This window comes from Secundilactobacillus similis DSM 23365 = JCM 2765 (assembly GCF_001311075.1).
Taxonomy (GTDB): Bacteria; Bacillota; Bacilli; order Lactobacillales; family Lactobacillaceae; genus Secundilactobacillus; species Secundilactobacillus similis.
This window is the reverse complement of sequence record NZ_BBAD01000002.1, coordinates 28,734-53,038: the sequence shown is the minus strand read 5'-3', so window position 1 is coordinate 53,038 and position 24,305 is coordinate 28,734. Positions and strand designations below refer to the sequence as shown.

The 24,305-nt window shown below is 48.0% G+C and carries 20 protein-coding genes, 1 tRNA gene and 3 pseudogenes; 8 read left to right on the top strand and 16 right to left on the bottom strand.

Features of this window, described 5'->3' with window-relative positions:
- Window positions 1-36: 36 nt before the first annotated feature.
- The 13 genes and pseudogenes from JCM2765_RS00845 to JCM2765_RS00785 form a co-directional block, all read right to left on the bottom strand.
- A pseudogene (locus tag JCM2765_RS00845) lies at window positions 37-512 on the bottom strand (DUF1697 domain-containing protein).
- A gap of 79 nt (window positions 513-591) precedes the next feature.
- The gene (locus JCM2765_RS00840) at window positions 592-1,989 is read right to left on the bottom strand and encodes an amino acid permease (protein WP_054732620.1); all 1,398 of its coding nucleotides are present in this window, start codon (window positions 1,987-1,989) and stop codon (window positions 592-594) included.
- Between the two features lie 176 nt (window positions 1,990-2,165).
- Window positions 2,166-2,969, bottom strand: a complete 804-nt coding sequence (locus JCM2765_RS00835) for a hypothetical protein (protein WP_054732617.1) — start codon at window positions 2,967-2,969, stop codon at window positions 2,166-2,168.
- A gap of 51 nt (window positions 2,970-3,020) precedes the next feature.
- A complete protein-coding gene (locus JCM2765_RS00830; protein ID WP_054732614.1) occupies window positions 3,021-3,428 on the bottom strand; it encodes a hypothetical protein in 408 nt (135 codons plus the stop codon).
- A gap of 211 nt (window positions 3,429-3,639) precedes the next feature.
- Window positions 3,640-4,887: an RNA-guided endonuclease InsQ/TnpB family protein gene (locus tag JCM2765_RS00825; RefSeq protein ID WP_054732611.1), complete on the bottom strand. Its 1,248-nt coding sequence runs from the start codon at window positions 4,885-4,887 to the stop codon at window positions 3,640-3,642.
- A 318-nt stretch (window positions 4,888-5,205) separates the two neighbouring features.
- Complete coding sequence (locus JCM2765_RS00820; protein WP_054732608.1) at window positions 5,206-6,366, bottom strand: ArgE/DapE family deacylase; 1,161 nt, start codon at window positions 6,364-6,366, stop codon at window positions 5,206-5,208.
- Between the two features lie 130 nt (window positions 6,367-6,496).
- Complete coding sequence (locus tag JCM2765_RS00815; RefSeq protein WP_054732605.1) at window positions 6,497-8,299, bottom strand: MucBP domain-containing protein; 1,803 nt, start codon at window positions 8,297-8,299, stop codon at window positions 6,497-6,499.
- Complete coding sequence (locus JCM2765_RS00810) at window positions 8,260-9,666, bottom strand: BspA family leucine-rich repeat surface protein (protein ID WP_054732603.1); 1,407 nt, start codon at window positions 9,664-9,666, stop codon at window positions 8,260-8,262. Before JCM2765_RS00810 ends, JCM2765_RS00815 begins: the two co-directional genes overlap by 40 nt.
- A 249-nt stretch (window positions 9,667-9,915) precedes the next feature.
- A complete protein-coding gene (locus JCM2765_RS00805) occupies window positions 9,916-11,112 on the bottom strand; it encodes an aminotransferase-like domain-containing protein (protein ID WP_054732600.1) in 1,197 nt (398 codons plus the stop codon).
- A gap of 276 nt (window positions 11,113-11,388) precedes the next feature.
- The gene (locus JCM2765_RS00800; protein WP_054732597.1) at window positions 11,389-11,580 is read right to left on the bottom strand and encodes a hypothetical protein; all 192 of its coding nucleotides are present in this window, start codon (window positions 11,578-11,580) and stop codon (window positions 11,389-11,391) included.
- Between the two features lie 176 nt (window positions 11,581-11,756).
- On the bottom strand, window positions 11,757-11,960 hold the full coding sequence (locus JCM2765_RS00795; RefSeq protein WP_156301628.1) for a hypothetical protein: 204 nt from the start codon (window positions 11,958-11,960) through the stop codon (window positions 11,757-11,759).
- Between the two features lie 236 nt (window positions 11,961-12,196).
- Window positions 12,197-12,268, bottom strand: a tRNA-Arg gene (locus JCM2765_RS00790).
- 44 nt (window positions 12,269-12,312) lie between these two features.
- Window positions 12,313-12,639 (bottom strand): hypothetical protein, encoded by a 327-nt coding sequence (locus JCM2765_RS00785; protein WP_054732590.1) that lies wholly within the window; start codon window positions 12,637-12,639, stop codon window positions 12,313-12,315.
- A 204-nt stretch (window positions 12,640-12,843) separates the two neighbouring features.
- On the opposite strand from JCM2765_RS00785, the pseudogene thrC reads away from it, so the two are divergent.
- The 4 genes and pseudogenes from thrC to JCM2765_RS00765 all read left to right on the top strand — a co-directional run bounded on the left by thrC (window position 12,844) and on the right by JCM2765_RS00765 (window position 15,955).
- A pseudogene (thrC, locus tag JCM2765_RS00780) lies at window positions 12,844-14,339 on the top strand (threonine synthase).
- 76 nt (window positions 14,340-14,415) lie between these two features.
- Window positions 14,416-14,685, top strand: coding sequence for a hypothetical protein (locus tag JCM2765_RS00775; RefSeq protein WP_054732587.1), 270 nt, complete (start codon window positions 14,416-14,418; stop codon window positions 14,683-14,685).
- Complete coding sequence (locus JCM2765_RS17375; RefSeq protein WP_162231378.1) at window positions 14,621-14,917, top strand: winged helix DNA-binding protein; 297 nt, start codon at window positions 14,621-14,623, stop codon at window positions 14,915-14,917. The genes JCM2765_RS00775 and JCM2765_RS17375 overlap by 65 nt, the downstream gene beginning before the upstream one ends.
- A gap of 477 nt (window positions 14,918-15,394) precedes the next feature.
- Window positions 15,395-15,955, top strand: coding sequence for an NAD(P)H-hydrate epimerase (locus JCM2765_RS00765; protein ID WP_225351908.1), 561 nt, complete (start codon window positions 15,395-15,397; stop codon window positions 15,953-15,955).
- 329 nt (window positions 15,956-16,284) lie between these two features.
- Here JCM2765_RS00765 and JCM2765_RS00760 read toward each other — a convergent pair whose 3' ends face one another.
- Entirely contained in the window at window positions 16,285-17,613 is a 1,329-nt protein-coding gene (locus JCM2765_RS00760) for a M20 family metallopeptidase (protein WP_054732581.1), read from the bottom strand.
- Window positions 17,614-17,711: 98 nt separating this feature from the next.
- Window positions 17,712-19,225 (bottom strand): annotated as a pseudogene (locus tag JCM2765_RS00755) (YfcC family protein).
- A gap of 399 nt (window positions 19,226-19,624) precedes the next feature.
- On the opposite strand from JCM2765_RS00755, the gene JCM2765_RS00750 reads away from it, so the two are divergent.
- Complete coding sequence (locus JCM2765_RS00750; RefSeq protein WP_054732577.1) at window positions 19,625-20,182, top strand: M15 family metallopeptidase; 558 nt, start codon at window positions 19,625-19,627, stop codon at window positions 20,180-20,182.
- A 630-nt stretch (window positions 20,183-20,812) separates the two neighbouring features.
- On the opposite strand, the gene JCM2765_RS00745 is transcribed toward JCM2765_RS00750, so the two are convergent.
- On the bottom strand, window positions 20,813-21,457 hold the full coding sequence (locus JCM2765_RS00745) for an LVIS_2131 family protein (RefSeq protein ID WP_054732573.1): 645 nt from the start codon (window positions 21,455-21,457) through the stop codon (window positions 20,813-20,815).
- Between the two features lie 129 nt (window positions 21,458-21,586).
- Here JCM2765_RS00745 and JCM2765_RS00740 point away from each other — a divergent pair, with 129 nt between their 5' ends.
- The 3 genes from JCM2765_RS00740 (at window position 21,587) to JCM2765_RS00730 (ending at window position 24,008) form a co-directional block, all read left to right on the top strand.
- A complete protein-coding gene (locus JCM2765_RS00740; RefSeq protein ID WP_054732571.1) occupies window positions 21,587-22,468 on the top strand; it encodes a linear amide C-N hydrolase in 882 nt (293 codons plus the stop codon).
- Between the two features lie 326 nt (window positions 22,469-22,794).
- Window positions 22,795-23,271: a C40 family peptidase gene (locus JCM2765_RS00735; protein ID WP_054732567.1), complete on the top strand. Its 477-nt coding sequence runs from the start codon at window positions 22,795-22,797 to the stop codon at window positions 23,269-23,271.
- Between the two features lie 410 nt (window positions 23,272-23,681).
- The gene (locus tag JCM2765_RS00730; protein ID WP_054732564.1) at window positions 23,682-24,008 is read left to right on the top strand and encodes an ATP cone domain-containing protein; all 327 of its coding nucleotides are present in this window, start codon (window positions 23,682-23,684) and stop codon (window positions 24,006-24,008) included.
- Window positions 24,009-24,305 lie beyond the last annotated feature (297 nt).

The following is a 24,305-nucleotide window of genomic DNA, read 5'->3' as shown; positions in this document are numbered from 1 at the left end:
CGACTTCCCGAAACACATTCGAGGAGTCGTTTTTGATTAGTCACGTTCATTTAATAAGGTCGCCAATTTCACCGTTGTGTTCCGATTACGGATCGACACCTGCTTGTAGAACGGCGTGCCCATAAGCTTCGCAAACGCCGACTGGTGGTAATGCACCTTTTGCGGCGCGCACCAGAAAATCACGTGGTCGGTGATCACCGCTTGGTCCAAGTCGGTCAAGCTACTCAAAATATCAGCGTCAAATTCAATCTGATACCCCGGTAGTTTGAATAACGCGTTGTGCCGCCGGTCGTCCGCCGCCTGCCACCAATCCGGCGCTTGCGCGATTTCAGCCAAATAAGCCGCCTTCGTCAACACTAAGTGGTCGATTGAAAAGTCGTAATGCGCGGCCAGCACATCAGCCACCAACTTAGTTGCATCGCCATCATAGCTGAAAATCAAATTACCGCTATTAATGTAACTCACCACGGTCGTCGCACCAGCGCCGCTAACTGTGCCTTTAGCTCAGCCATCACGACCCGGCGATTACCACCCACGTTAACGCCGCGAAGCAAGAGTACGTAGTCGTCCATTTTAACCTCCAAAGTTTACCTAGTCATTCGCATCAGGTTGGTCATGCCGGTGCCGGAACAGGTACCAGCCAGTTGCCACGATCAGGACCGCCGCCCCAACGCCAACTGAAACTCGGGTATCCGGGTTGATGCCCATAAAGATCACAATGACCACCAACATCACCAGCGCAAAGTAGTTCGAGGCTGGGTACAGCGGTAACTTGAACGGATGGTCTTCCATAATCAGTGCATTATGCCGGCGGAACCGTAATTCAGCAAGCAGGATCACGAACCACGGCACCATTCCGGGGAGCACGGAAGAACTGAACACCACCACGAAGAGGTCCGCGGTGGATTTGCCGGTGGCTGAGACCCAGATGTCCAAGATGAAGCCTAATAGGATGCCGCCTGAGATACCTAAAATTGCGGCATCCGGAACCACGCGTTTGGATAACCGTCCGAAAATCTTGGGAGCATCGCCCTCGTGCGCTAACTTAAACAGCATCCGGCTAGAGGAATAAATCCCCGAGTTCGCACCGGAAAGCGCCGCCGTCAGCACCACGAAGTTGATGATCGATGCGGCAGCCGTGATGCCAACCTTCGCAAAGGTCGACACAAACGGCGAGCCTACGCTACTGAGTTGGTTCCACGGATAGATCGTTACAATCACGAAAATCGCACCCACGTAGAAGATCAGAATCCGGAAGAGCACCGACTTCACGGATTTGATAATCGCCTTTTGCGGGTTGGCCACTTCACCAGCGGAGATGCCCAAGAGTTCGATCCCCTGATACGAGCCGACGATGATCGACATCGAGAAGAAGAACCCGGTCACACCACCGGTGAAGAAACCGCCGTGCTGCCAGAGGTTGCCGAAGCCCACGGGATGGCCGCCATTGCCGATACCAAAGAGGATCACCAATAGGCCGAGAATAATCATTGCAATGATCGTCACCACTTTGATCATCGCAAACCAAAACTCCAGCGACCCGTACGCCTTGGCACTCGCAAGGTTGGCCGCTACCAGAAACCCGATAATGATCAACCCCACCGCAAAATCGTTCAGGTGCGGCCACCAGTAGTGCAGGTAAGCAGTCGCTGCCACTACTTCAGACATCCCAACCACGATATACTCAAACACGTTCGCCCATTTCGCCAAATACCCGGCTAACGGATGCACGTATTCGGTCGCATAATCCGCAAACGACCCGGTTCCCGGATTCACGTAAATCATTTCCCCCAACGCCCGCATGACGATGTAGAGGATCAACCCCACAAACATGTAGGCCAACAGGACGGACGGTCCCGTCCACTTAATGGTCGAGGTGGCCCCCATAAAGAGCCCCACGCCAATCGCGCCACCCAAGGAAATCATTTCCATCTGCCCAGCCGTCATCGACCGCTGCAGCTTAGGGGCACCGTTTGGTTTTGTTTTCATTTCTCTTACGCCTCCAAATAACTTAACCAAAGTGATTCTTCACAGTCTGAAACGTTGTCTAACCATGTAAAAATCAAAATTAAGTTTACCATACCATTGTGAAAAACGGTGTCAACAGAACATGGTTGATCAATTCAAAAAACGCGCACTGATCATCTCAGTACGCGTTTTTTGAATTAGGCTGGTAACGTCATCAACGTCTCTGGTTTCGGCAACGCGACCTCCGGCTTACTCAGCACGTAGGTCACGAGCGCTTCAAACGTTAGGTCGTAGCGTTCAAGTTCTTCAAGGTTACGTTCAATCACGTTAAAGACCGTCGAATGTGGATAATCTTCGCCATACCAGCGGTCCTTGCCTTCAAATTCGCCAAGGTTGCCGGCGTCGTCAACGCAAATTTTATGAATATTAAATGTGCCAATCTTTCGGCGTTCGATGCGTTCAATGAACATATCGGCACGAAAGGCCGTCCGCACCAACCAGTCGGTCAATTGGCGGTCGACTTGGGCAACGTCATCGTATTGGCTGTGGTAGGTTCGGTTCGGCGTGGTCAGCAAGTCTTCATTCAAAATGGCGTTGCTGATTGGGCCGTATGCTTCATTGTTAACTTCATGGTGAAATTGAAAATAGGTCGTCACGTGCGCATCGTCTTTAACGACTGGCAAGTGGGCCATTAAGTGGAGATCAGACACGGTCGTCACTTCACGTTCAGCAGAGCAATAGTCTTCGTGGTAGATTAGGGCAGCAGTTTCGACTTCTTCAGCGGAAAGTCGTGGCCATAATAGTAAGCGCGCAATCGTTTCAGGACGCATGCTTAACAGCAGGCACAACAGAACGGCTCCCAGACTAGCGAGTGGAATGGCAGTTAAGACAGCGTGACCGGTTGCATCACGGACGTCATAGAAGTCTTCTTCGTAGATCATGCGACGAACTTCACTCGGTTCGTAGCGCGTCATGACGGGATGATCGCCAAGGTCGACCATCACTGTTTCGGCCGTCGGATTGGCCGCCTCGCCCGGCTCAATTCGAATGAGTTAATCATAATCAACGGTGCGTTGTTTGCTCAATGCGCGTTTCAAATGTTCCTCGTCAGTCACATCCCAAGTGGCAAGCTGTTCATGACGAGCGCCGTAAACCTTAAAACCTTGCTGGTTAACGGCTTGAACGAGTCGAATAATCACATCAGGGTTCGGCACATCGTACGACCAATGTTCGACAGCATCAAGATCAACGCCCTTCTCCAAAGCGGCTTGAAACTCAGGCAAGGCCACGCCATCGACCGTGCAAACGCCGTAGATATCATAAAGTTGATATCGATTTTGACGTCTCGTTAGTCGGCGGCGTTCTGACGATAACAACGTCACAGCTTGACCCGTTTGTAATAAATCAGGTCGGCTTTCGCTGTAGCTAATGATCGATGATTCTAAGTCGTGGTCAGCCATAAAGTTTTGGATCGCGTCTTCAGGTCAACCACCCCCGACTAAAGTCAGGGGCTTGTGAGCCAAAACCAGTTTTGACGGTTGTTACTCTGGTTTCGAACCACAATTTGCGTAGATACGGATAACGCGCTTAGTTACCGTTGGTCGCTAAGTGGAGGTCATCTAATTACCAACGCCGTTTAGGTTCCCAGGTTGCCATAGGAACCGCCTTGATTCAGGCTAATTTGATTTTTTTGAGTCCTTTATTCAGTATATTTTGTGCGGCATTCCAATCACGAATATGTTCTGTTTGACAACGAGGACATTGCCATTTCCGTTGATCTAGGGTTAACTTCTTAGTACCTTCCGTACCCATCACAAACGTACATTTAGAACAAGTCTGTGTTGTATTACGTGGATTAACGGTCATAAAAGTCGTGCCATATAAGGCTGCTTTATAAGTCAGCATCCCTAAAAAAGTTCGCCAGCCAACATCACTTATGCTCATTGCTAAAGCATGGTTTTTCAACAAGTTCTTACTCCGCAACTCTTCGGCAACCACTAGATCGTGACTTTTGATCAGTGTGGTGGAGAGTTGATGAAGGAAGTGTTGTCGTTGCGTCCGCACTTTATCATGCAACTGAGCAACTAGGCGCCGTTGTTTTTGATAGTTCTGACTGGTCTTTAATGAGCGATGTTCGCGTTTAGCCCGACGCGCTCGACGGGAGAGAGTTCGTTGTTCCTTGGCTAACCGTTTTCTACTGTTTCGATAGTGCCGTGGATTAGCGACTACCTGCCCGTTACTATCAGTTAAGAAATTTTCGATGTTTAAATCGATACCCACTGACCCCGGTTGCGATTCTTCATAGACCACGAATGGCCAGTCGGAAGCTAACTGCATGGCTAAATAGAATCGGTCCGAAGCATCTTTCATAATCGTTACCGTGCCAATTCGAGTGTCTAATAAGCGCTTCAAAAGGCGCTTGTGAGAACCACGAATCCGCAGTTTCCCCAACTTAGGAACGATTAGCTGATTCGTACTGACAAAACGAACGGTGCCATTAGTCAACTTAGCTTCTGTTTGACCAGGATACTGACAGTTTGTTTGATATTGCCAAACGGCACTTTTACGATGAAACTTCGGTACACCGGCATGATGGACCTTCAAAAACTGCTGCCAAGCTTTTTGGTAGTTCTGAATCGCATTAGCTTTGGTTAAGCTATCGATCTGTGGATCCGCTAAAAAGCTAAAATGGTTCGTAAGTTCACGGGCATTACGCCGTTTTTCAAGTTGCGCCAGTCGCATTTGAATAGTATCGATGGGCAAACTAACTCGCTTTAGTTGATGAATTTCTTGGTTGATTCCCACCATTTGATTATAAATAAAACGACTGGCATCTGAGTTAACTTTGATAATTTGTTTTTGTTCATCACTTGGATAAATACGTACTTTTAAACCGTAATGATACGCCAATTTGCTCATTGTTTCATGTTTTTTCACCCCCAATCTGGTATAAATTGAGTATATCAATAATTAGTAATAAATAATACTCTTTATCACTTTTAAGATATAATTTATTTTCAGGGTGAATGGAATGCGAAATTACTCATTTTTAGAACTATTTCAAGTGATCGATTCGATTAATAATAATGACACAATTTTTTGTTTAAAAAAACCGCAACGCGGCGACCAATCCACCTCCTGACTAAAATCACGGAATTTCCGGCATATTTTTATTAACGACACGAAAAGGGCACCTCATCCAAAAAACGATGAGATGCCCTTTCTGCATTCATACTATTAATTTTCGTTCAAATACCGACTAAACCAAGCCACATAGAGCTTCGAAAAATCAAGGTACATCTGCTTACCAACGTACTCATTAACTTGATGGACCGTCAAACTGCCCGGTCCAAAAATCGCCAACGGATAATCCAATCCTTTCCCGTAAACCATGTTGGACGCATCCGTCACCGCCGTAATCGCATTGGTTGGCACGTCCTCACCAGCGTACTGCGCACCGATTTCTTGTCCCAACGTCACTAAGGTTGACTTCCCGCTGGTCTCGATGGACGGTTGTGACATGTAGATATCCATCGCAATGTCAGCACCCTTAGCATTCTGTTCATCAACTAACGCCGTCATCTTTTCAGCGACCTCATCGTTGTTGAATTCCGGTACCGTCCGAATGTTGATTTCAGCGGTTGCCTTTTCCGGAATCGAATTAACTTGGTTGCCGCCGTTAAAGATGGTAGTGTTGAACAGCAACTTTCCCATCAGCTCACTGTGACGGTCCGTATCCCGAAAGGTGTGGTTTGCCTTGCCCAGCAGATCAATCAGCGGATCAATAGCGTTATAGCCCTGTTCTGGCATGGAACTGTGCGCGGCCTTACCAGTTGAAGTGAGTCGAATATCAATCGATCCCTTATGCGCATAACCAATCGCATAGCCGGAAGGTTCGCCAATCACTAACGCATCGACATCAGCCATATAACCGTCATCCGCGAACTTCTTGGAGCCAAGCTCGCCGACTTCTTCACCCATCGTTGCCATCAGCCGCAAAGTTCCCTGCTTCAACAGGCGATTCTGTTTAATTTCAATCATCGCAATCACCATCGCGGCCAACCCGGACTTCATATCCGCTGCACCACGGCCGTACAGCTTCCCGTCACGCTCAGTCAACGTGTAAGGGGCACTCGTCCACTGACTTTCATCGCCGGCAGACACCACGTCCATGTGACCGGAGATGCCCAGCACTGGCTGACCGCTCCCAATTTCGGCTACTAAATCCGCCCGATTGCCTTCAACGGGCAAAATCTGCGCCGAGATATCGTATTTCGCTAACAATTTTTGCAAATACTGCGCAACCGTTACTTCGTTATCGTTGACTGATTTGATTGCAATTAAATCTGCTAATAACTGAACCTTTTCTGCATCTGTGAACTGAAATTTCTGTGTCATGGCTGAGACCTCCTACGTCACTGCGCTTTGATAACTTTATTATAGGCTTGTTGTTGGCTGAGCGTAATCTTAATGACGGCAAAAAGCCCCAACCATCTGCGGTTAGGACTTTCTGTTCTGGTTGTTTCGTTTAGTTTCGCCGTTGCTTCTTAATGCCAAAGCCCAGCAAACTGGCAGCTGATAATAAGACCGCACCAATCAGTGCGCCAAGCGTACCGGTTGTTTCACTGGTTTGTGGTAGCTTAGCGGTTGCTGAAGCGGCAGTCACCTTCGTGGCAGTCGTTTTCGAACTCGTCGATACAGCCGCGGCATTTGCCGAACTCACGTTAATCGTTGCAACTGAGGCAATCGTCTTACCGTTATCGGTTGTGGTAACTGGCTTTTCACCATTATCGGTCGTTGCTTGGGCCGCATTTTTATCCGTCACGACCGCCTCTGGTTCGGCCGTTGCCGGCGTCACGTTGGCGTTAGCTTCAGACGTTGAGGTTGTTTCGGTCGTTGGTGTGGTGACGACTTGTGCTGGCGTGGTCGAGGTTGTCGTTGTCGCCGGTGCAGTGGTGTCATCGCCAGTCGTATCAGTACCGGTGGTTGCTGGAAGTGCTTTGTAGACCAGCGTCAACGCCATTGCGTTACCAGCGTAAGTGCCATCAACCGTTGCCTGATTTGGATCAACTAACGTGTAACCCGAAATCGTTGGGGCGGTCACGGTGAATGGGGTGCCGATAGTGCCATTCTGTGCAACACTTGACGACACCGGCTTGCCATTTTGATCAACATAGTGGACCGTTAATGTACTTGGCGTCTGGGATTCATCCGGCAACTTGCTGATTGCTGGAATGACGCTCACTTCAAACGGTGCCGTATTATCCGCGGCCAACGTGTACGCAATCGCCGTTGCTTGACCGGGTGCTAAGGCATAGCCCGCTGGCGCAGTCACAGTGTAGGTGCCACTCTCGTCCGTTACGCCGCTGATGGTGTCGCTTGAGACTTGAGTGTTGTCGAGTTTGTTGATGTAGTTTACGGTGCGGGTTTGCGCGGTTGGGGAGATGGTGTAGGCGATGGATTCGATGCTGTAGGCTAAATTACCACCCGCGACCATTTTATCAAATGGGACAGTTACTTGATTACCATTCACTTTCAAAAGTTGATCCAATGCCTGCTTATTATTTTGAGCTACCGTCACGCCTTCTTTGTCCAAAAGCGTTGCCCAATCCAAAACCGTTTTTTGACCATTAGCATCAATGCTAGTTGTCGTCATTGTGGCATCTTGCGTTTGATAATTATAGTACATCGCAACCACACCAGTAGGTCCTGTTAAGGATACGTGAACAGCGCTAATTTCATAGCCGTCTGGAATCGTATCCGTAATCGATGCATTTTCAGCAATTTCATTTTCATAAGTCACCGAATTGATAGCTTCAATTTGCCCACGCGTCAGCGTTTCCATTAATGAAGGCTTAACAACTACCAAATCATAAGTTGTTGTCCCAGATTGGGTCGCAACAGGTGTACCATCTGCTTTGGTTACTGAACTCTTATACGTCTGGGTATACGTTTCTTCCGTAATTGGATCAATGTTGATGTACTGGGTATAACCATCGTCAACCGTAAACCAAACATCATACGTCGTTGGATCACCGATGACTGCTGTGTACCCATCTGGAATGGCAACTTGATAGGTTAAGCTAGAACCGACCTTCCCCGTTACTGTTTCAGTTTTAATGATTGCACCCGTGGAAGTATCATTGTAGAGAAAGGTTTTCTTACCAGTTGTGTTTAGAAAGTACGTATCGGCATCCGCAGCATTGCCGCTGTAAGTTGTATTCACAAATTCACGGCCTTGAGGAGCTAATATCGTGCCCGTTCCTTGACCAATCCAATCTGCAAGTGTAATCAGTTGATCATTATCATCTCTGGTGACAATCGTGGGCATCTTAGGGTGATCGTAAAGCCACTACCCAATGTGATTTGTGTTAACTTCGACATTTCTTGAAACATGTAGTCATACGAGCGCCCACTGCTTGTATTCCAACCTGATAGATCTAGAGATTGTATCCCAGTGTAACTAAACATGTAAGAAAAATCAGTGACTTTAGAGACATCCCAGTTTTTAGCGTTTACCGAGTAAAGATTTCCATCACCGGCAAACATCCCAGACAAAGTAGTGGCCGATGAGGTATCAAAGGTACTTACATCTACACCACTAATATCATTAACACCCGCAAACATTCTTGTAAAATTCTGCGTTTTCGAAGTATCCAAATTCTTCAAGCCGTTAATATATGTGACGTGCGCTAATGATGCAAACAAATAGCTCGCATCAACTGATGCAGTTACCCCTTCTTCAATATCGATTGCTTTAATATCATCTTGAAAAATAGTCCAATTACTAGCTGACCAGGTATAATAACCATTCGAACGACTTAACGTTGCGTGGCTTGTACCCAGTTCGCCCGCACCGATATGCAAAATACCATCATCAGATACTTGCCACTGACTAGTACCAAAGGTCCCATCAGCAATATCCGTTCCAGTCGGCGTGGTATTAATAGTAAAGTCTGCACCAGTTGTCATTGTATCCCCATTTGCAAGGGTATAAACCGCACTATCCGCCATCCGCACGATTTTCTGCGCCGTTCCCAGCGTCTTATAATTTTCACTAGCAACCTTCTTGGCCGCTTCAAAAGCAGCATCACCAGCCGTCTTTAAGTTAGTGACGGTTTCGCTACCCTGAATTGACGTTGGCGTTTCAACTGAAGCGCTCGTCGCTGTTATTTGGTTATCCGTGTTGGCGGTAGTGTCAGTTGTCCCTGTTGCTGATGTCGCTTTAGCTGTCTCACTATTAGTTGATCCAGACTTTGTCGCTGTTGTCGTATCAGGCGTTGTAGCAGTTGTGGCATTATCACTCGCCGTTGCTTTAGCAACAGTTGTCGATGCACTCTCATCCGCTTCGGTTACCGTCTTAACAGCATCAGTAGTTGACGCTGCCGTCGTTGATGTTTGCTTACTTGTCGCAGCAGTCGTCGAACTAGTTGCTGCTTGCGCCGTTCCAGTCGACTCAGCCTGACTGGTGCTCCCCGTCTTTAACGCGACTTCCTGATTATCAGTCGTAGCGGTGCTGACGGCCGTTGCATCAGCGTCCGTAGTCGCCGTATCCGCCTTAGCGGTCTGGGTTCCAAACCCAACCACACTTAGACCGAAACTCGTCATGGCAACCCCTGCTACCATCCAGTTACGGCCTTTTTTATACATTTTAAAATGAGTCTTGGTTTCACCTAGACTACGCCCATGCTTATTCATAATAAAATCCCCCTCCAAAGGTGACCGCATCGATTCTAACCGTCAGCCATTCTCCAGGTGGCTGACTAAATCGATCCGTTTACAAATTAATAATATCACAACTCTAATCAATTGATTAACCGTTTTTAGAACTTTTCTATTATAGTGAAATTACTTGAATCTAGTGATCAAAAAAAGTCTCGCAAGGCCCTCAATCTGAGAACTTACGAGACCTTTTCGCATTATTCAACTAATTCTTAAAACTAACAGTTACTTCTCACCATCCGCCATAACTTCCTCAATGGCTTCAGCCAAGCGCTTTACGCCATCTTCAATCTTATCTTCCGGCGTGTTCGAGTAGTTCATTCTGAACGTCCCGGGAATCGTTTGGTTACCGAAGAATGGATCACCAGGCACGATAGCCACGTTGCGTTTGAGGGCTGCGTCAAACAACTTTTGTGAGTCCTCAACGCCGGGAACCATGACCCAGAGGAACATGCCACCTTCAGGATTACTGTGGGTGACGCCTTCTGGGAAATATTTATCAACGGCGTTCACCATGATCTGTTCACGCTTGTGGTAGAGTGCAGTGATGGCGGCGATGTGTTCGTTGATGTCGTTTTCGGCAAAATACTCCGCGGCAACGTACTGGGCGAAACTGTCCGTATGTAAGTCGGCGGACTGCTTCATCATCGTGTACTTCTTGATCAACTTGGGGTCAGCAACGACCCAGCCTAACCGTAAGCCAGGTGCGAAGATTTTCGACATCGTGCCCATGTAGATGACGTGGTTACTCTTGTCGAGGGACTTCAGGGCTGGTAAGTTTTCACCTTCCCAACGAATGGCGCCGTATGGGTTGTCTTCGAGGATCATGACGTCGTATTTTTCGGCTAATTCAACTAACTTCTTCCGCCGTGCCAAGGTCATTGTCCGGCCGGTTGGGTTTTGGAACGTTGGCACCGTGTAGATGAGGCGGGTATCTGGGTTGGCCTTGAGGGCTTCTTCCAGCGAATCCATCCGCATCCCATCTTCGTCCATGTCGACGCCAACGAACCGCGCACCGTATGAACGGAACACGTCAATCGCGGTCAGGTAGGTCGGATCTTCAACGATAACGGTACTACCCTCATCGATGAACATCTTCCCCGTTAAGTCAATCGACTGTTGTGACCCGGTTGCGACCATCACGTGGTCCGTATCGGTATCGATGCCTTCAACCTTAAGCCGCTTTAAAATCACGTCCCGTAATTCTGGCACGCCTTGTGAAGAACCGTACTGCAACGCTGATTGGCCCTTTTCATCTAAGACCTTGTCGGCCGCTTTCTTAACTTGTTCAACTGGGAACAATTCTGGTGCAGGCAAGCCACCCGCAAACGACATGACTTTTGGATCACCAGCAACTTTTAAGATATCGCCAACAGCATCAGTGTCGGATTGTGGAACGCGCTTTGAAAATTTGTAGGTCATATGAAACACCCCTTAGTTATGTAGTGAACTGCTATGAACTTTATTATGTGTGACACCCTTTGTTTATTTTACTGGGTATGTGAACAGTATAACACAATTAATGGCAATTAAATGAGAAAATTAGATTTTTCCGGTGACGGCTGTTGAGGCGCTTACTGCATCAGTTCGACTGAGGGTTAGCGCTGTTTGATACCGAGATAATCCGAAAAAGCCCGCTAACTACCAATCATAGGTTAGTGGGCTTTTCCGCTATCTGGTTAATACCGCCGTTCAGCGCTACTCTTTCATCCGTCGGTCATCGTGACGCTCAATTAGCCAAGCCAACAGCATAATTCCCCAAGTTAACATCCGAGTGACGATGATCAACCCAACCAAGATTGCATCAACTACTAACAGCACCCAAAAGCCCGCGACTAGTCCGTGGGTTAGCTGATCTACCTGCATTAATAAATCTAAATTAAATACCATGTAATGCCACCTTTATATTAATCAAATTCACATCTTGCTTTAGTTGACGATGTCATGTTCTAAATGCTAAACTACTTATGTAAGCAAGTGGTGCTGTAACACCACCCGCCGTAGTGCCGTTAATGACGGCTGGCTTGATTATTTAGTCAAAAAAGACCGCAAACTTCGCCAAAAGTTTATGTGCGGTCTTTTTGATGATTATCGCTAATATTTGCACTACAATCGTCAGTCCAATCAGTTCGATGACCCACAATCTCAAATGATGAGTTGCGCGTCTCAGACCAATCAAAAATGGAATGAGTACAAAAAACAACCAAATGATGGCTGCCACCAAGACGTTCCTTGCCATCGGGATAAAAACAAGTGCCACGATGTTTCATAAACACCAACTCCTTTGTTTGGGATCGCCAACCGTCACTAACTTTCCTACATCCTTGATTTTATCATGTATCATTATTATGGTCTATGCCATTTATGAGTTCGGGCAAAGTTTAGAAAATGTCGGTGCCACCTAATACATGTGGAAGAGAAGAACATTGTATGCTATTTTGAAATCTGCTAAGTATTCAAAAAAGCCTCCGCAGACCACCTGCAGAGGCTTTTACCACTATCTAAATGCGCCCCCTCGGAATCGAACCGAGATCGTAAGGACCGAAATCTCACGTGCTATCCATTACACTAAGGGCGCCCAACATCCCCATAATAAGCGGAATATTGTATGAAAACAAGTATTTAGCGTACGCCGGCGATCTTCATTGCTTCGTCTTGGAGGTAGAAGAACAGCGCATCGGGGCTTTGTTTGAAGTCGGCTACGAAGCTCTCCCCTTGCGGCTTAACCGTTGCAATGGGGTCGTTGGTGACGTCAAATACTGCTAAATCAGCATCTTGCCACTTTGCGCTATCGTAATGGCCCTCTTCAGAATAGTCCAGGTAGGCCTGCAACGAGTCCTTAACGGTTTGCTTGATCACGTCATCCACCGTAACGGTTTCGCCCGCGGCTTGGCGGTCGGCGACGGCTTGTTCTACTTCTGCCATGGTTGCTGGTACGTCGATTTCCAATTGAATCCCTCGTTTCGTTTCTTTCCATTTTAGCACGGTTGGTGATGAAAACGGCGGCCAAGACCTTTGCATTTCCAGATTTCGACCCAAAACTGACCAATCTCACAACAATTTCCCAGAAAAATTAGAAACTTCACTGCAAATCCTCATCAAATCAGTTAAACTAGTTACAATAACTGATGACCACCCACCAAGGAGGATAACATGACACTCTTATACCGGAGTACTCGCGGCGCTAAAGATAACGCCCTCACTGCATCTCAAGCAATCTTACAGGGGCTGAGCCCAGACGGCGGCCTGTACGTACCGACCGAAGCCCCTCAACTTGACCTTGATTTGGCGCAACTGCCAAACTTGAGCTACCAAGACGTGGCCTTCAAGGTCCTCAAAGCATTTTTAACCGACTATACAGACGACGAACTCCGCGCTTGCGTGAACGCCGCCTATGATGACAAATTCGATGATCCTCAAATTGCCCCCGTTAGCCACCACGGTGACGACTTCTACCTGGAGCTGTTCCACGGCTCAACCATCGCCTTCAAGGACTTGGCGCTTTCGATTCTGCCACACTTGATGACGACGGCAGCTAAGAAGAACAACTTCAACAAGGAAATCGTGATTCTCACTGCGACCTCTGGTGATACTGGGAAAGCGGCCATGGCGGGTTTTGCCGATGTTGAAGGCACTAAGATCATCGTCTTCTATCCTAACGACGGCGTTAGTGCCATCCAGAAGCAACAAATGATCACTCAGGTTGGTGAAAACACCTACGTGGTTGCCATCAACGGTAACTTCGACCAAGCCCAAACCAACGTGAAGGAAATTTTCAACGACAAGGCCTTCATGCAACAGCTGGCGGACCACGACTACCAGTTCTCATCCGCTAATTCGATCAACATTGGCCGTCTCGTACCACAAGTGGCTACTACTTCTACGCTTACGGTCAACTGATCAAGCAAGGTGCCATCAAGAACGGCGACACCATCAACTTCAGTGTGCCAACCGGGAACTTCGGTGATATCCTTGCCGGTTACTACTCTAAGCAACTGGGCCTCCCCGTCAACCGCTTGATCTGTGCCTCAAACCAAAACAACGTCTTAACGGACTTCTTCGCAACTGGCAAATACGACCGGCAACGGCCATTCTTCACCACCACGTCCCCATCGATGGACATTCTGGTCTCCAGCAACTTGGAACGGCTCATCTTCCACGCCACGGGCGACAACGCCGACCAAACAGCTGCTTACATGCACGACCTAGAAGCCAACGGTAGCTACCAAGTGACCCCTGAGATTTTATCGCAATTAGGCGCAACCTTCTCAGCAGGATTTGCTTCTGGTGATGATGATAAGCAGGCCATCGCCACGGTATTTGACGAGACCAAGTTCGCTATCGACCCTCACACGGCGATTGCGAAAGCCGTTGCTGACGGTTACCGGCAAAAGACCGGCGATGCCCATCCAATGGTAATTGTTTCAACCGCCAGCCCATACAAGTTCCCGAACGCCGTGTTGACGGCCATTGAAGACCACAACGAAGACGTTGACGGTCTCGACGCCGTTCAAAAACTGCAAGGCCTGATTAACGTACCATTACCAAAGGCAATCACGACGCTATTTGACGCCCCTGTTCGCCACGATATGACGGTACAGCCGGCCGAAATGCCCGCCGCCATTGCAAAAATCCTAAAAATTGACTAACTAAAGGTATTCAAACGCCCGAAAACCGATTATACTTTAATTGTCAACTATCTTAGGGCGATCGAGGTGAAGTTTTATGGAACAACCAGCAAATGACTATCTGACGTTAGCAACCTACAACGCCATCCTGCACCGGCAATTACAACGGGACATGAATCAGTTGTTATTGAAGGACGACCTTCCCGTAAACATTACCGAAATGTATCTGATGGTGTTGATCATGGAAAGCCACCCTATCAGTCAACGGCAAGCAGCAACCACGTTAGCAGTTGATGAAGCTCATGACGCGCATGGTCAAGCATCTCACCAAGCTACAATTGATCAACAAGGAGAGTTCCGCACGTGATAAGCGGGTCAAGGAACTGACGCTGACTTCCGAGGGTGAAAAGCTCTTGGACTACGGTCTCAAGCAGTTCAACGACTGGTGGCACTCCTTTGAATCAGACTTAAACGGCGTCAACATCAACCAATTGGGCGATGAACTCTTCGATATTTCGAAGGTTGTGTTGTCTGACCGGCACCAAACCCCGTTGAGAAATGATCGCATTTCGTCACAGGGTATGAAAAAAGATCTTTAATGCGTTAAGAAAGCTCTGGAGTGTATTCTCCGGGGCTTTTTTGTTTAGTGTGCGGAGCGAGACGGGTTGAGAGCAGTGTGCAAGGCAACATCGGTGAAGGCGCCGGGTCTGGCGGGTTTACCGATGTTGCCTTGCATGCAGCTCTCAGTCTCGCGCAGCACCATTCGGCGTGGTGGCCAGAAAGCGCGTGGTTGACAAGTTCCTACATCTTCAGGAACCCTGGAAATAACAGTTTAAGTGGCGCCGAATTTTGTAGTCTGAACGAGCACTTTTAAATGCGGCTTCGGCGAGCGAAGCGACGACAAACAGCCTGCACCCAAATCACACCCAACCCTTACGCTGGACACAAACGACAGCAACATCGCTAAAACACGGCATTTTCTGTCACCCATAATTTTGGCAACACTCCCTTTCTTTGACACCCACCAACTTCTGCACTACGATTCAGATAACGATTAAGATAAGGAAGTGTTCAATATGTCAAAAACCGTTACGATTGCTGAAGCTCGCGAAGCTGATCAACATACCATTCAAACGATTGGCATCCCATCAATGGTGCTCATGGAACGCGCTGCGCTTGGTGCAACTCAACGTCTCTTAGACGGCGACTTTGATTTAACCCACGTGCTCGTTGTCGCTGGTACCGGCAACAATGGTGGTGATGGCCTTGCTATCGCCCGACTATTGCACGCCCGCCACGTGCCCGTCACCGTGATGTTAACGGGTGATGCCAACCGAACCTCTACTGAAACCGGCCAGCAACTTCACGCCCTGACCTACTATCACATTCCGGTTGTGCCAGCCACTACCGCGATGGACGGCTACACAACGATTGTCGACGCCATCTTCGGGATCGGCTTAGACCGGACCGTCACCGGCAAATTCGCCGATTGGATCAACGCCATGAACGCGACTGGCACGCCAATTTTAAGCGTTGACGTCCCATCCGGCTTAACGCTGATACGGGTGAGCCTCAGGGCGCCACCGTTAAGGCAACAGCCACTAGCACCTTTGCGTATGCCAAGCAAGGGTTTGTGACGTCGAGTGGAGAACAATATACTGGGAAGTTATTTGTTGAAGATATTGGTGTTTACTTAAATGATGTGTTTCCGGATTAGAGTGAACTAAAACTCGGTTAGGTCTCAGAATATAAGTAACGCAAAAAAGGTACGGCCGTTTTTTGGTCGTACCTTTTTTACGCTGCTTATATGGACGGGACCTGCTTTTTGGACCACGACCCGGCGTAGCTGAGAGCCTATTTGGCGTTTAAGCTAGATAACAGTCTCGAAATTGAATAAGCTACTTAATTAATGTCGAGTTAAGCAGTCCGTTCAATACTTACCAATCTCAACATTTGCGAACCGTCATCACTCCACATTTCCAACAATCCTAGCCACCGCCTCCGCATAAATCGTCATCGCCTCATACATCTTCGCCAATTCCCACTGCTCATCCACCTGATGCATATAATCCGGCACCCCCGGCAACATCGCGCCAAAGGCCACACATTGGTGCATCGTCCGCGCATAAGTGGCACCCCCTGATACTTGTGGCGGTGTCTGGTCACCAGTCACATCTTGGTAGACACCCATCAAGGTTTCAACCAACGCGCTATCCCGTGGTACGTAGAGCGGTGCGAGGTAGTCGAAATCTTCGTAGCGTAGACCGTATTTGCCAACCGCCTCTTGTAATTGCGTCAACAGCGCCTTGTGGTTCACCGTTACTGGTACTCGCATATCCAGTTGGATCCGGGTCTCTTCCGGCGTAACCTTGATGCCAGAGAGGTTGATCGTCAAATGCCCCGAGGCCTCATCCGAAATGTCGCCCAACAGGTTGGCGCCCGTTGCGTCTTCCTTAACACACTGCCCAATCAAACTAAGTGGCCCATCCGGAAATACCTTGTCCAACGCCATCGCTAACCGCAACACAGCGTTAGTCCCTTCCGGCGCCAACATGGCATGAATCGCCTTTCCTGTCACCACGATACCAGTATCAGTCGTCTCGTACGCAAACCCGAAGTCATCCAGTGCTTGCGTCACTTCCGCTAACTTCGGTCCATCATACGCCGCTTTCGCAGGCACCGCGTTAAATGGCTGGTCCAGATCAAGACTGAAGTCGCTCGTCCCCGGGCCAATCAGGTAAGCTTGCTGTAGCCCTTTTTCCGCGTAAGTTACCGGAAATTCCGAATCTGGCGCGATACCATGGGTGATTTGCGCTTCCTTTTCGGTGTAAACCGCGATACCCCGCCATAGATTTTCCTCATCCGTGCCGAAAATAAACCGTACCCGTTCCTTGAACGTCACACCAGCGTCCATCAACGCCTTCACCGCAAACAGTGCCGCCACTGACGGCCCCTTATCATCTTGAACACCCCGGCCGTGGATTACACCGTCTTTAATCACCGCTTGATACGGATCAGTCGCCCAATCAGCCGCATCACCGGCGGGCACCACGTCAACGTGGCCCAGGATGCCAAAGATGTCATCACCTTCACCCACTTCCGCATAACCGTAGTTGCCATCCGGATCCGTGTAAGTCTTAAACCCCAGCTCATCACACAATGCCATCATTTCATCTAGTGCTGCTCGAACCCCAACGCCAAAGGGCGCACCGGGAGCTGCGGTAGCCAAATACGAGGGATGCTTAACCAATCGTTCCAACGCCTTCACTGCGTCTGCTTGATGTTGCTTCGTGATGTAAGTTTCATGACGAGTCCTCCTTTGTCTTTCACCAAAAGGGCCGAGGGTTTCACCAACCTTCGACCCACCGTACTCAATTCTCTTTTATACCGCAACTATAAGATCGCTAGAACTCCTAGGAAGATACAGCTTGTAATGAAGAGGTAGATCATCAGTTTGGCGATCCACTTCCACCAAGTACCAATGCCGATGTGGGCAATTGCCAAGCGCCCATTACCACGCCGGAAGTTGGGGTGATCAAGTTCACCCAGCCAGACGCTGCTTGGTAGGCCGTGATGACCACGCTACCGTCAACGCCCGCAAACTTACCCATTGGCCCAATGATACCCATCGTTGCCGAAGCTAAACCGGAAGTCGATGGAATCAAGAAGGACATTGGAATGTAGAAGATGTAAGTGATGATGATGAAGACACTTTCGGACAGGCCCTTGAGCCCCATTTCGCCCCAGTGTAACACGGTGTCGGTAATCAGCCCATCGTTCATCACTACTTGGATCCCACGAGCAACCGCTACGATAATGGCCACGCTCAGGAATTCTGCCATCCCGCCCATAAAGGCGTTGATGAATTCCGTTTCCTTCATCTTATAAACAAACATGATCACTACTGCCATCAACAGGAACAACATCGTAATTTCTGAGAAATACCAGTCGCCCAACGGTACTGCGTCGCTCCCAAACAGGTTACCCAGTACGGGAATCCCCGTCAGCCACTTGGTTGCACTTTCGAAGAAGGTCCATTTATCGTTGATCGTGCTCCAAGGAATCAGCCCAACGATCATCAGGATAAAGGTGCCACCGAAGAGCCATAACACGCCTTTTTGACGACCCGTCATGCCAGCGCTTTCCTCGTTATCCGTCACTGCGAACCGATCCAAGTCTTCTTGACGTTGTTCGTAGATAGCGGACTTACTTGGATCCTTTTCAATCTTAGAAGCGTAGCGGTAAACGTACCAAATCCCAACGGCCAACGCGATCACCAGTAACAGCAGTCGTGGTAGTAGCCCTTCGCCCATGGATAAATTCATGGTTTGCGATGCCACCCCCGTTGCGAACGGATTCACCGTTGACGCCAGACACCCAATTTGCGACCCCACCAAGATGATGGCAACGGCTGTGAGTGAGTCAAACCCCACCCCAATCATTACCGGAATTAACAGTGGGTAAAACGCGATTGTTTCTTCTGCCATCCCGTAAGTTGATCCGCCTAACGCGAAGAGGATCATCAGAATCGGAATCAGCATTTTTTCCTTACCTTTGTATTTACGAACCACGGCACCGATGCCGTCGTCCAGAGCCTTAGTCTTATTCACAACACCCAAGAAACCACCAATAACGAGAATAAATAGCGAGATAGAAATGGCGCCTTCCGTATGGTCGTTCCCAACCATGCCGTATACCGGAGCCATGAAGATGTCCCAAATACCTTGAGGATTAGACGACACTGACTTGTACGTATGGGCAATGATATTGCCAGCCTTATCGGTCGCGTACTGCCCGGCCGGAATGATCCAGGTCAACACGGCAACCAAAGCGATAATGATAAATAAAATCGTAAACGCGGACGGCATCTTAAACCGTTTTTTAGGTTGACTGTTAGGTGCTTGCATTGTTCTCATCTCCTTACTACTATTCTTTAACACTTTTAGTTTATCGGGAATTGTTAACCATTCTATGAAGATTGTTTGAACTTTTTTAGTTAAATTTGATTATTTAGATAAGTAAACATTAATAAGCGTGACAAATCATGGATTTTTAACCACGGCTAGCCGGTTTTCAAGTTAAATCAACCACCTAAATCAGGCGTCATTTCCCGGATTGTCAACGTTTTTGCCTCCGTCAAATTTCTAACGTCGCCAGTTCCAAATCCAGCTCATAAACGGTATACTGAGGTCATCAATTGGTAGTGGGTCATCACGTGTGGTAAATTGGGCCGAAAATCACGCCCCTCCTGACCGTACCGACCCCAATTTCTCAACAGGTTCCCTTTGAAAGGAGCGTCAAACTTAATGGTTGAAGCAGATGCAGGATTTTTAAACGTTCAAAGTGTCGATCCCGAGATTATTGTTGATTTAAAGTACGCCACCCCCGATAACTTTACTGGCCGGGTGATTTATGATTTTAAGACGGCGGTGGCTCGCGAAGGTACCGCTAAGAAACTGGGCGTTGCGAGCGGATTACTGAAGCAACAAGGCTACCGACTCAAAGTTTGGGACGCCTTTCGTCCCGTCACCGCTCAGGCCAAACTCTTCGAAGTGGTCTCTGACCCAACCTGGGTCGCCAAGCCCAATCCGAACTACTCTCATCAAAAAGGCGTGACCTTTGATCTGACCCTAACGGACATGGACGGTAACGACGTCGAGATGCAGTCTGGCTTTGATGATTTCACCGGTAAAGCCGTTCGTGACTATCCACGAACCCCTGAACAAGAAAAACACTACCAGATTTTGCTGCAAGCTATGACCGAAGCCGGTTTTGTCGGCTACGAAAACGAATGGTGGGACTATCGCGATACTGATATGGATGACTACGGTCCTAAACAAGTCGATCCTAACGACTACGCCTAACCGTTTTTAAGTTGGCAATCGCTCGCCTTAACATTCGTGGGTAATCTGCGTATAATAGAGGCCAGGCGGTTGCGGACCCCCAAACCATTTCAATTGAGCACTTCGCTCATTTCCTAATTAACTTCGCTTCGCAATTGACCGCAATCGCTGAACAACCCAGCTCCACAAAACGAACCGGGCTTAAGATGATGATTAACTAGAACCCGCATGCAGTAACCCTTGGTTACTACGTGCGGGTTCGTTTGTGTCCATCGACAGTGTGCGGAGCGAGATGGGTTGAGAGCGGTGTGCAAGGTAACATCGGTGAAGGCGCCCGGGCCTGGCGGATTTACCGATGTTACCTTGCATGCAGCTCTCAGTCTCGCGCAGCACCATTCGGCGCGGTGGCCAAAAAGCGCATGGTTGACAACTTCCTGCAACTTCAGGAACCCCGGAAATAACAGTTTAAGTGGCGCCGAATTTTGTCGCCTGAACGAACGCTTTTCAATGCGGCTTTGGCGAGCGAAGCGACGACAAACAGCCAACACCCCCAATCGCACTCAACCCTTACGCTAAACACAAGCATAAACAAAAAGGCACCAACACCATCGCGATAAATCACAATGGTGTTAGTGCCTTTAACTTAACCGGTTACTGTTCATCAGCATCCGCAGTTTGTTTGATAAACGAATGATCCGGAATCCGAATCAGCGTGAAGCGGTTGGCCAAGCGGCCGGCGTGTAGGCCGATGCCGTTTAGGAAGGTTTTCTTGTAGGTGGTTTCAACAACACCGACCCAAGCGCTTTGGTGTTGCGCATCCATCTGTTTAACCTTGGTTTGATCCCACTTGTAAGCGGAAGCCGCCACGTTGATTGGGTGCGTTCCAACTGAAATTGTCGCACTGTTGCTAGAAACCCGGTCCTTTTCACCCGCCGTGTAGTAGGTGTAGAACTGAACTGGTTTGCGACCGTTCCCCGTCTTAACTGACACGTACGATGAACGACTCGAAGCACTGGTGTCCAACACTAATGGCTTGTACTTGTAGGCCACCGTAACGCGATTCGTATCGAGCTTGCTGACGTCTTGGAACAACGTTGCGTAGCCCATTCCCCAAAGTGCTAGTAAGAAAATTACCAACTCGATTGTTGATTTCGTTAAATTCTGTCGTGAAAACGACCGCTTTTCTTCAACGATCAATTTAATGCGACGCACACGCATATCGTGAACCATCCAAACTAAATAGACCACTAATAGGAGCCAGAGCCCCATCCCGATTAAATTCCAAGCCGATTGCATGTTGATATCCCCTTTGCCCGCATTTGATTCACCATTAAGATTAAAGGAAGCCTCGGGTAAAAACAAGTCTTTAGGTTAAAATCTTTTCCGGACCTATAATAGAACTAATTCATAAAGGAGGCGCGCCTTATGTGCACTAGTCTCACCCTTACCGCTACTGATCACACCACCGTTTTAGCCCGGACCATGGATTTTCCAAACGTTGATCCTTGGACGCCGACTCGCTTATCTGCCGGTACCCGCTGGCAACCGTTCTTTGGTGAACCACAAACGACTCAATTTGACATCATCGGAGCTGCACGACATCTGAATCACCACCATTTATTTGGCGATGGCTTAAATGCCGCTGGGCTTAGCTGTGCGGAACTCTACTTTCCCAACCGCACCCACTATTACGATGATGTACAACCTAAGATGATTAACTTAACGCCCCAAGATTTCATTTTATGGGTGCTCAGTAACCACGAAACGATTGCGGACGTTGAACGGGACTTACCTAACGTTGCGTTGGTGAGCCACATTTGGTACGCCGAAAATAAGATTTACCCCTTTCACTGGATCCTAGCCGATGCGACCGGCCGAACTGCCGTGCTAGAACCCACTGAACTCGGGCTGCACTTTCAAAGTGACCCCGTCCACGTTTTAACGAATACGCCAGCACTCCCTGACCATCTTGCGCGCTTATCCCGTTACCTCGGCTCTGACCGGCTTACTGACGCAGCTGCAGACTGGTTACGAGACCAAAAACCACTTCCCGATGGCCCAATTCCAACCGATCGCTTCATTAGAACAGCAATCAATTGCCTGGGCCGGCCAACGCCTGAAACTGGTGAAACGACAATCACGCAGGCCCTTGATACCCTGAAACAGGTTGTGATTCCTCGCAAAGAGGTTCGACCGGGCGTTACCAACCACAACTTTACCCACTATATTAGTGTCCTCGATGTCACCCATTTGACCTATACGCATTATCCGATCGATACCGAAGATTTAACGCAATATTTCTTGTAATTAACCTCAAAAATTCTCGATTGATGACCTGAAACCGCTCTTTTTTTCAAAAAAGAGCGGTTTTTTCCGATTTATTTCATCGATTAACCCCATTTTGTTACAATTCTGAAATATTTCATTAAACCTTGATATACCAAGCTTATCACCAACTTCACAAACCAAAAACAACCTCAAAATTACAATCTAGCAAATTTCGTTAACCGAATCGACAACCCGTTGAAACACGTTTGTAACTTACAATTGATACACTTAGTCTCGTTCAATTGATTAAGCTATTAAAACGAAATTTAAAAAAACAACGAAAAATAAGGGGATTGTTGTTCGATATGAAAAATTGGTTTGTTAAATTAGCTGCTACTGCGATTGCAGTTTTAGGGTTCACTGTTACTACTAGCTTGGTTCAACCAACTACTGCAAGTGCAGATACGGATGCTTCATACTCAAGCATCTACAAAGTTGCCAAGCAACAATTAGGCAAGCGTTACGTTTACGGTGCTACTGGTCCTTCAGCATTTGATTGCTCTGGCTTTACGTCATACGTTTACAAGAAGGGCGCTTCAACCACGTTACCACGGACTGCCCAAGCTCAATACAACAAGTACGAACACGTTAGCTACAAGAACGCCCAAAAGGGTGACTTGGTTTTCTTCGGTAGCAGTGTTTGGGGTATCAGCCACGTTGGTTTGTACGTTGGTAAGGGTAAGATGATCGATGCTCAAAACCGCGGTGTGATCACCGAAAACGTTAAGGCCCCATGGTGGCACTACGTTGGCGCTGCTCACGTTACTGACTTAGACGACTAATTTAACGTTAAAATTGAACAATTCCCTGAAGCTAATGGCCTGAACTGGTCGTTGGCTTCTTTTTTATACCATGACTTCGATATTATATTTAAATGATGGTATAACCGTTAATTGGGTAGGGATTGCGCGCATCACCCAACTCACCACCAAGCTTTTCCCTTGCTAAACATCTTAAGTAACTGTACTCTAATGTAGTAAGCACCATTAACTAATAAATTTACCGCCAAGGATTCTCTAATTGAATTTTGGCAGCTGCACATCCCCTTGTTAACGCCTAACTTAGCGTTACTTCATTTCGCCCCACTACTACCACATCTTGCGTGAATTTATTAAGTCGCGCTATATCTAGTTGCTTTTTTCAAACAGATGTTCTAGGATAAACATATTGACTAAAAGGAGAAGTGCTCATCGTGAACAAACAAAAACCGCAACAATCACACATTCAAATTACGGTTCGCTTTGTGGAGAAAAAGAACGGTAAAAAAGCCGTTTTTGACGCGCGTAAGATCTTACGTAGTCTCAATCATTTAACTCACGATGACCGGCTTATTCGACGCATTAACGCCCTGGTTCTCGCCCAGATTGCCGGCTACGCACAGATTGACACGTTGACCATCCGTCAATTGATCACCTCCACCCTAATTCAGCTGGATCACCCGGAACTGGCGAAGCGCTACGAAGAATACCGGCCATCCGCGGTTAAGAAAACCGAATTTCAGCAACTGTCATTTTTCTAACTTAGAAGATAATAAGTCGTATTGACGTCAAAACGCCCCAACAGGACTATTTTAGTGACCTGTTGGGGCGTTTGTTTTGTTTGGGTGACTCATTCTGTGGGGTTGAGGTTTGGGAGCTGAGTGGCCGTTTTTTTGGCTTGTTTTGAATTTGGGGTAGGTTTTATAGAAAAAACCACCCTCTCCCAAACAAACGGTGCTCACCATAGCTCTGCTATCGAGTGATTCAGGCGACGCTCATTGCAGTTACTTTGTTTTCGGCGCCGATTTTGATTTTTCGTTTGGTTTTTTGGGCAGCAT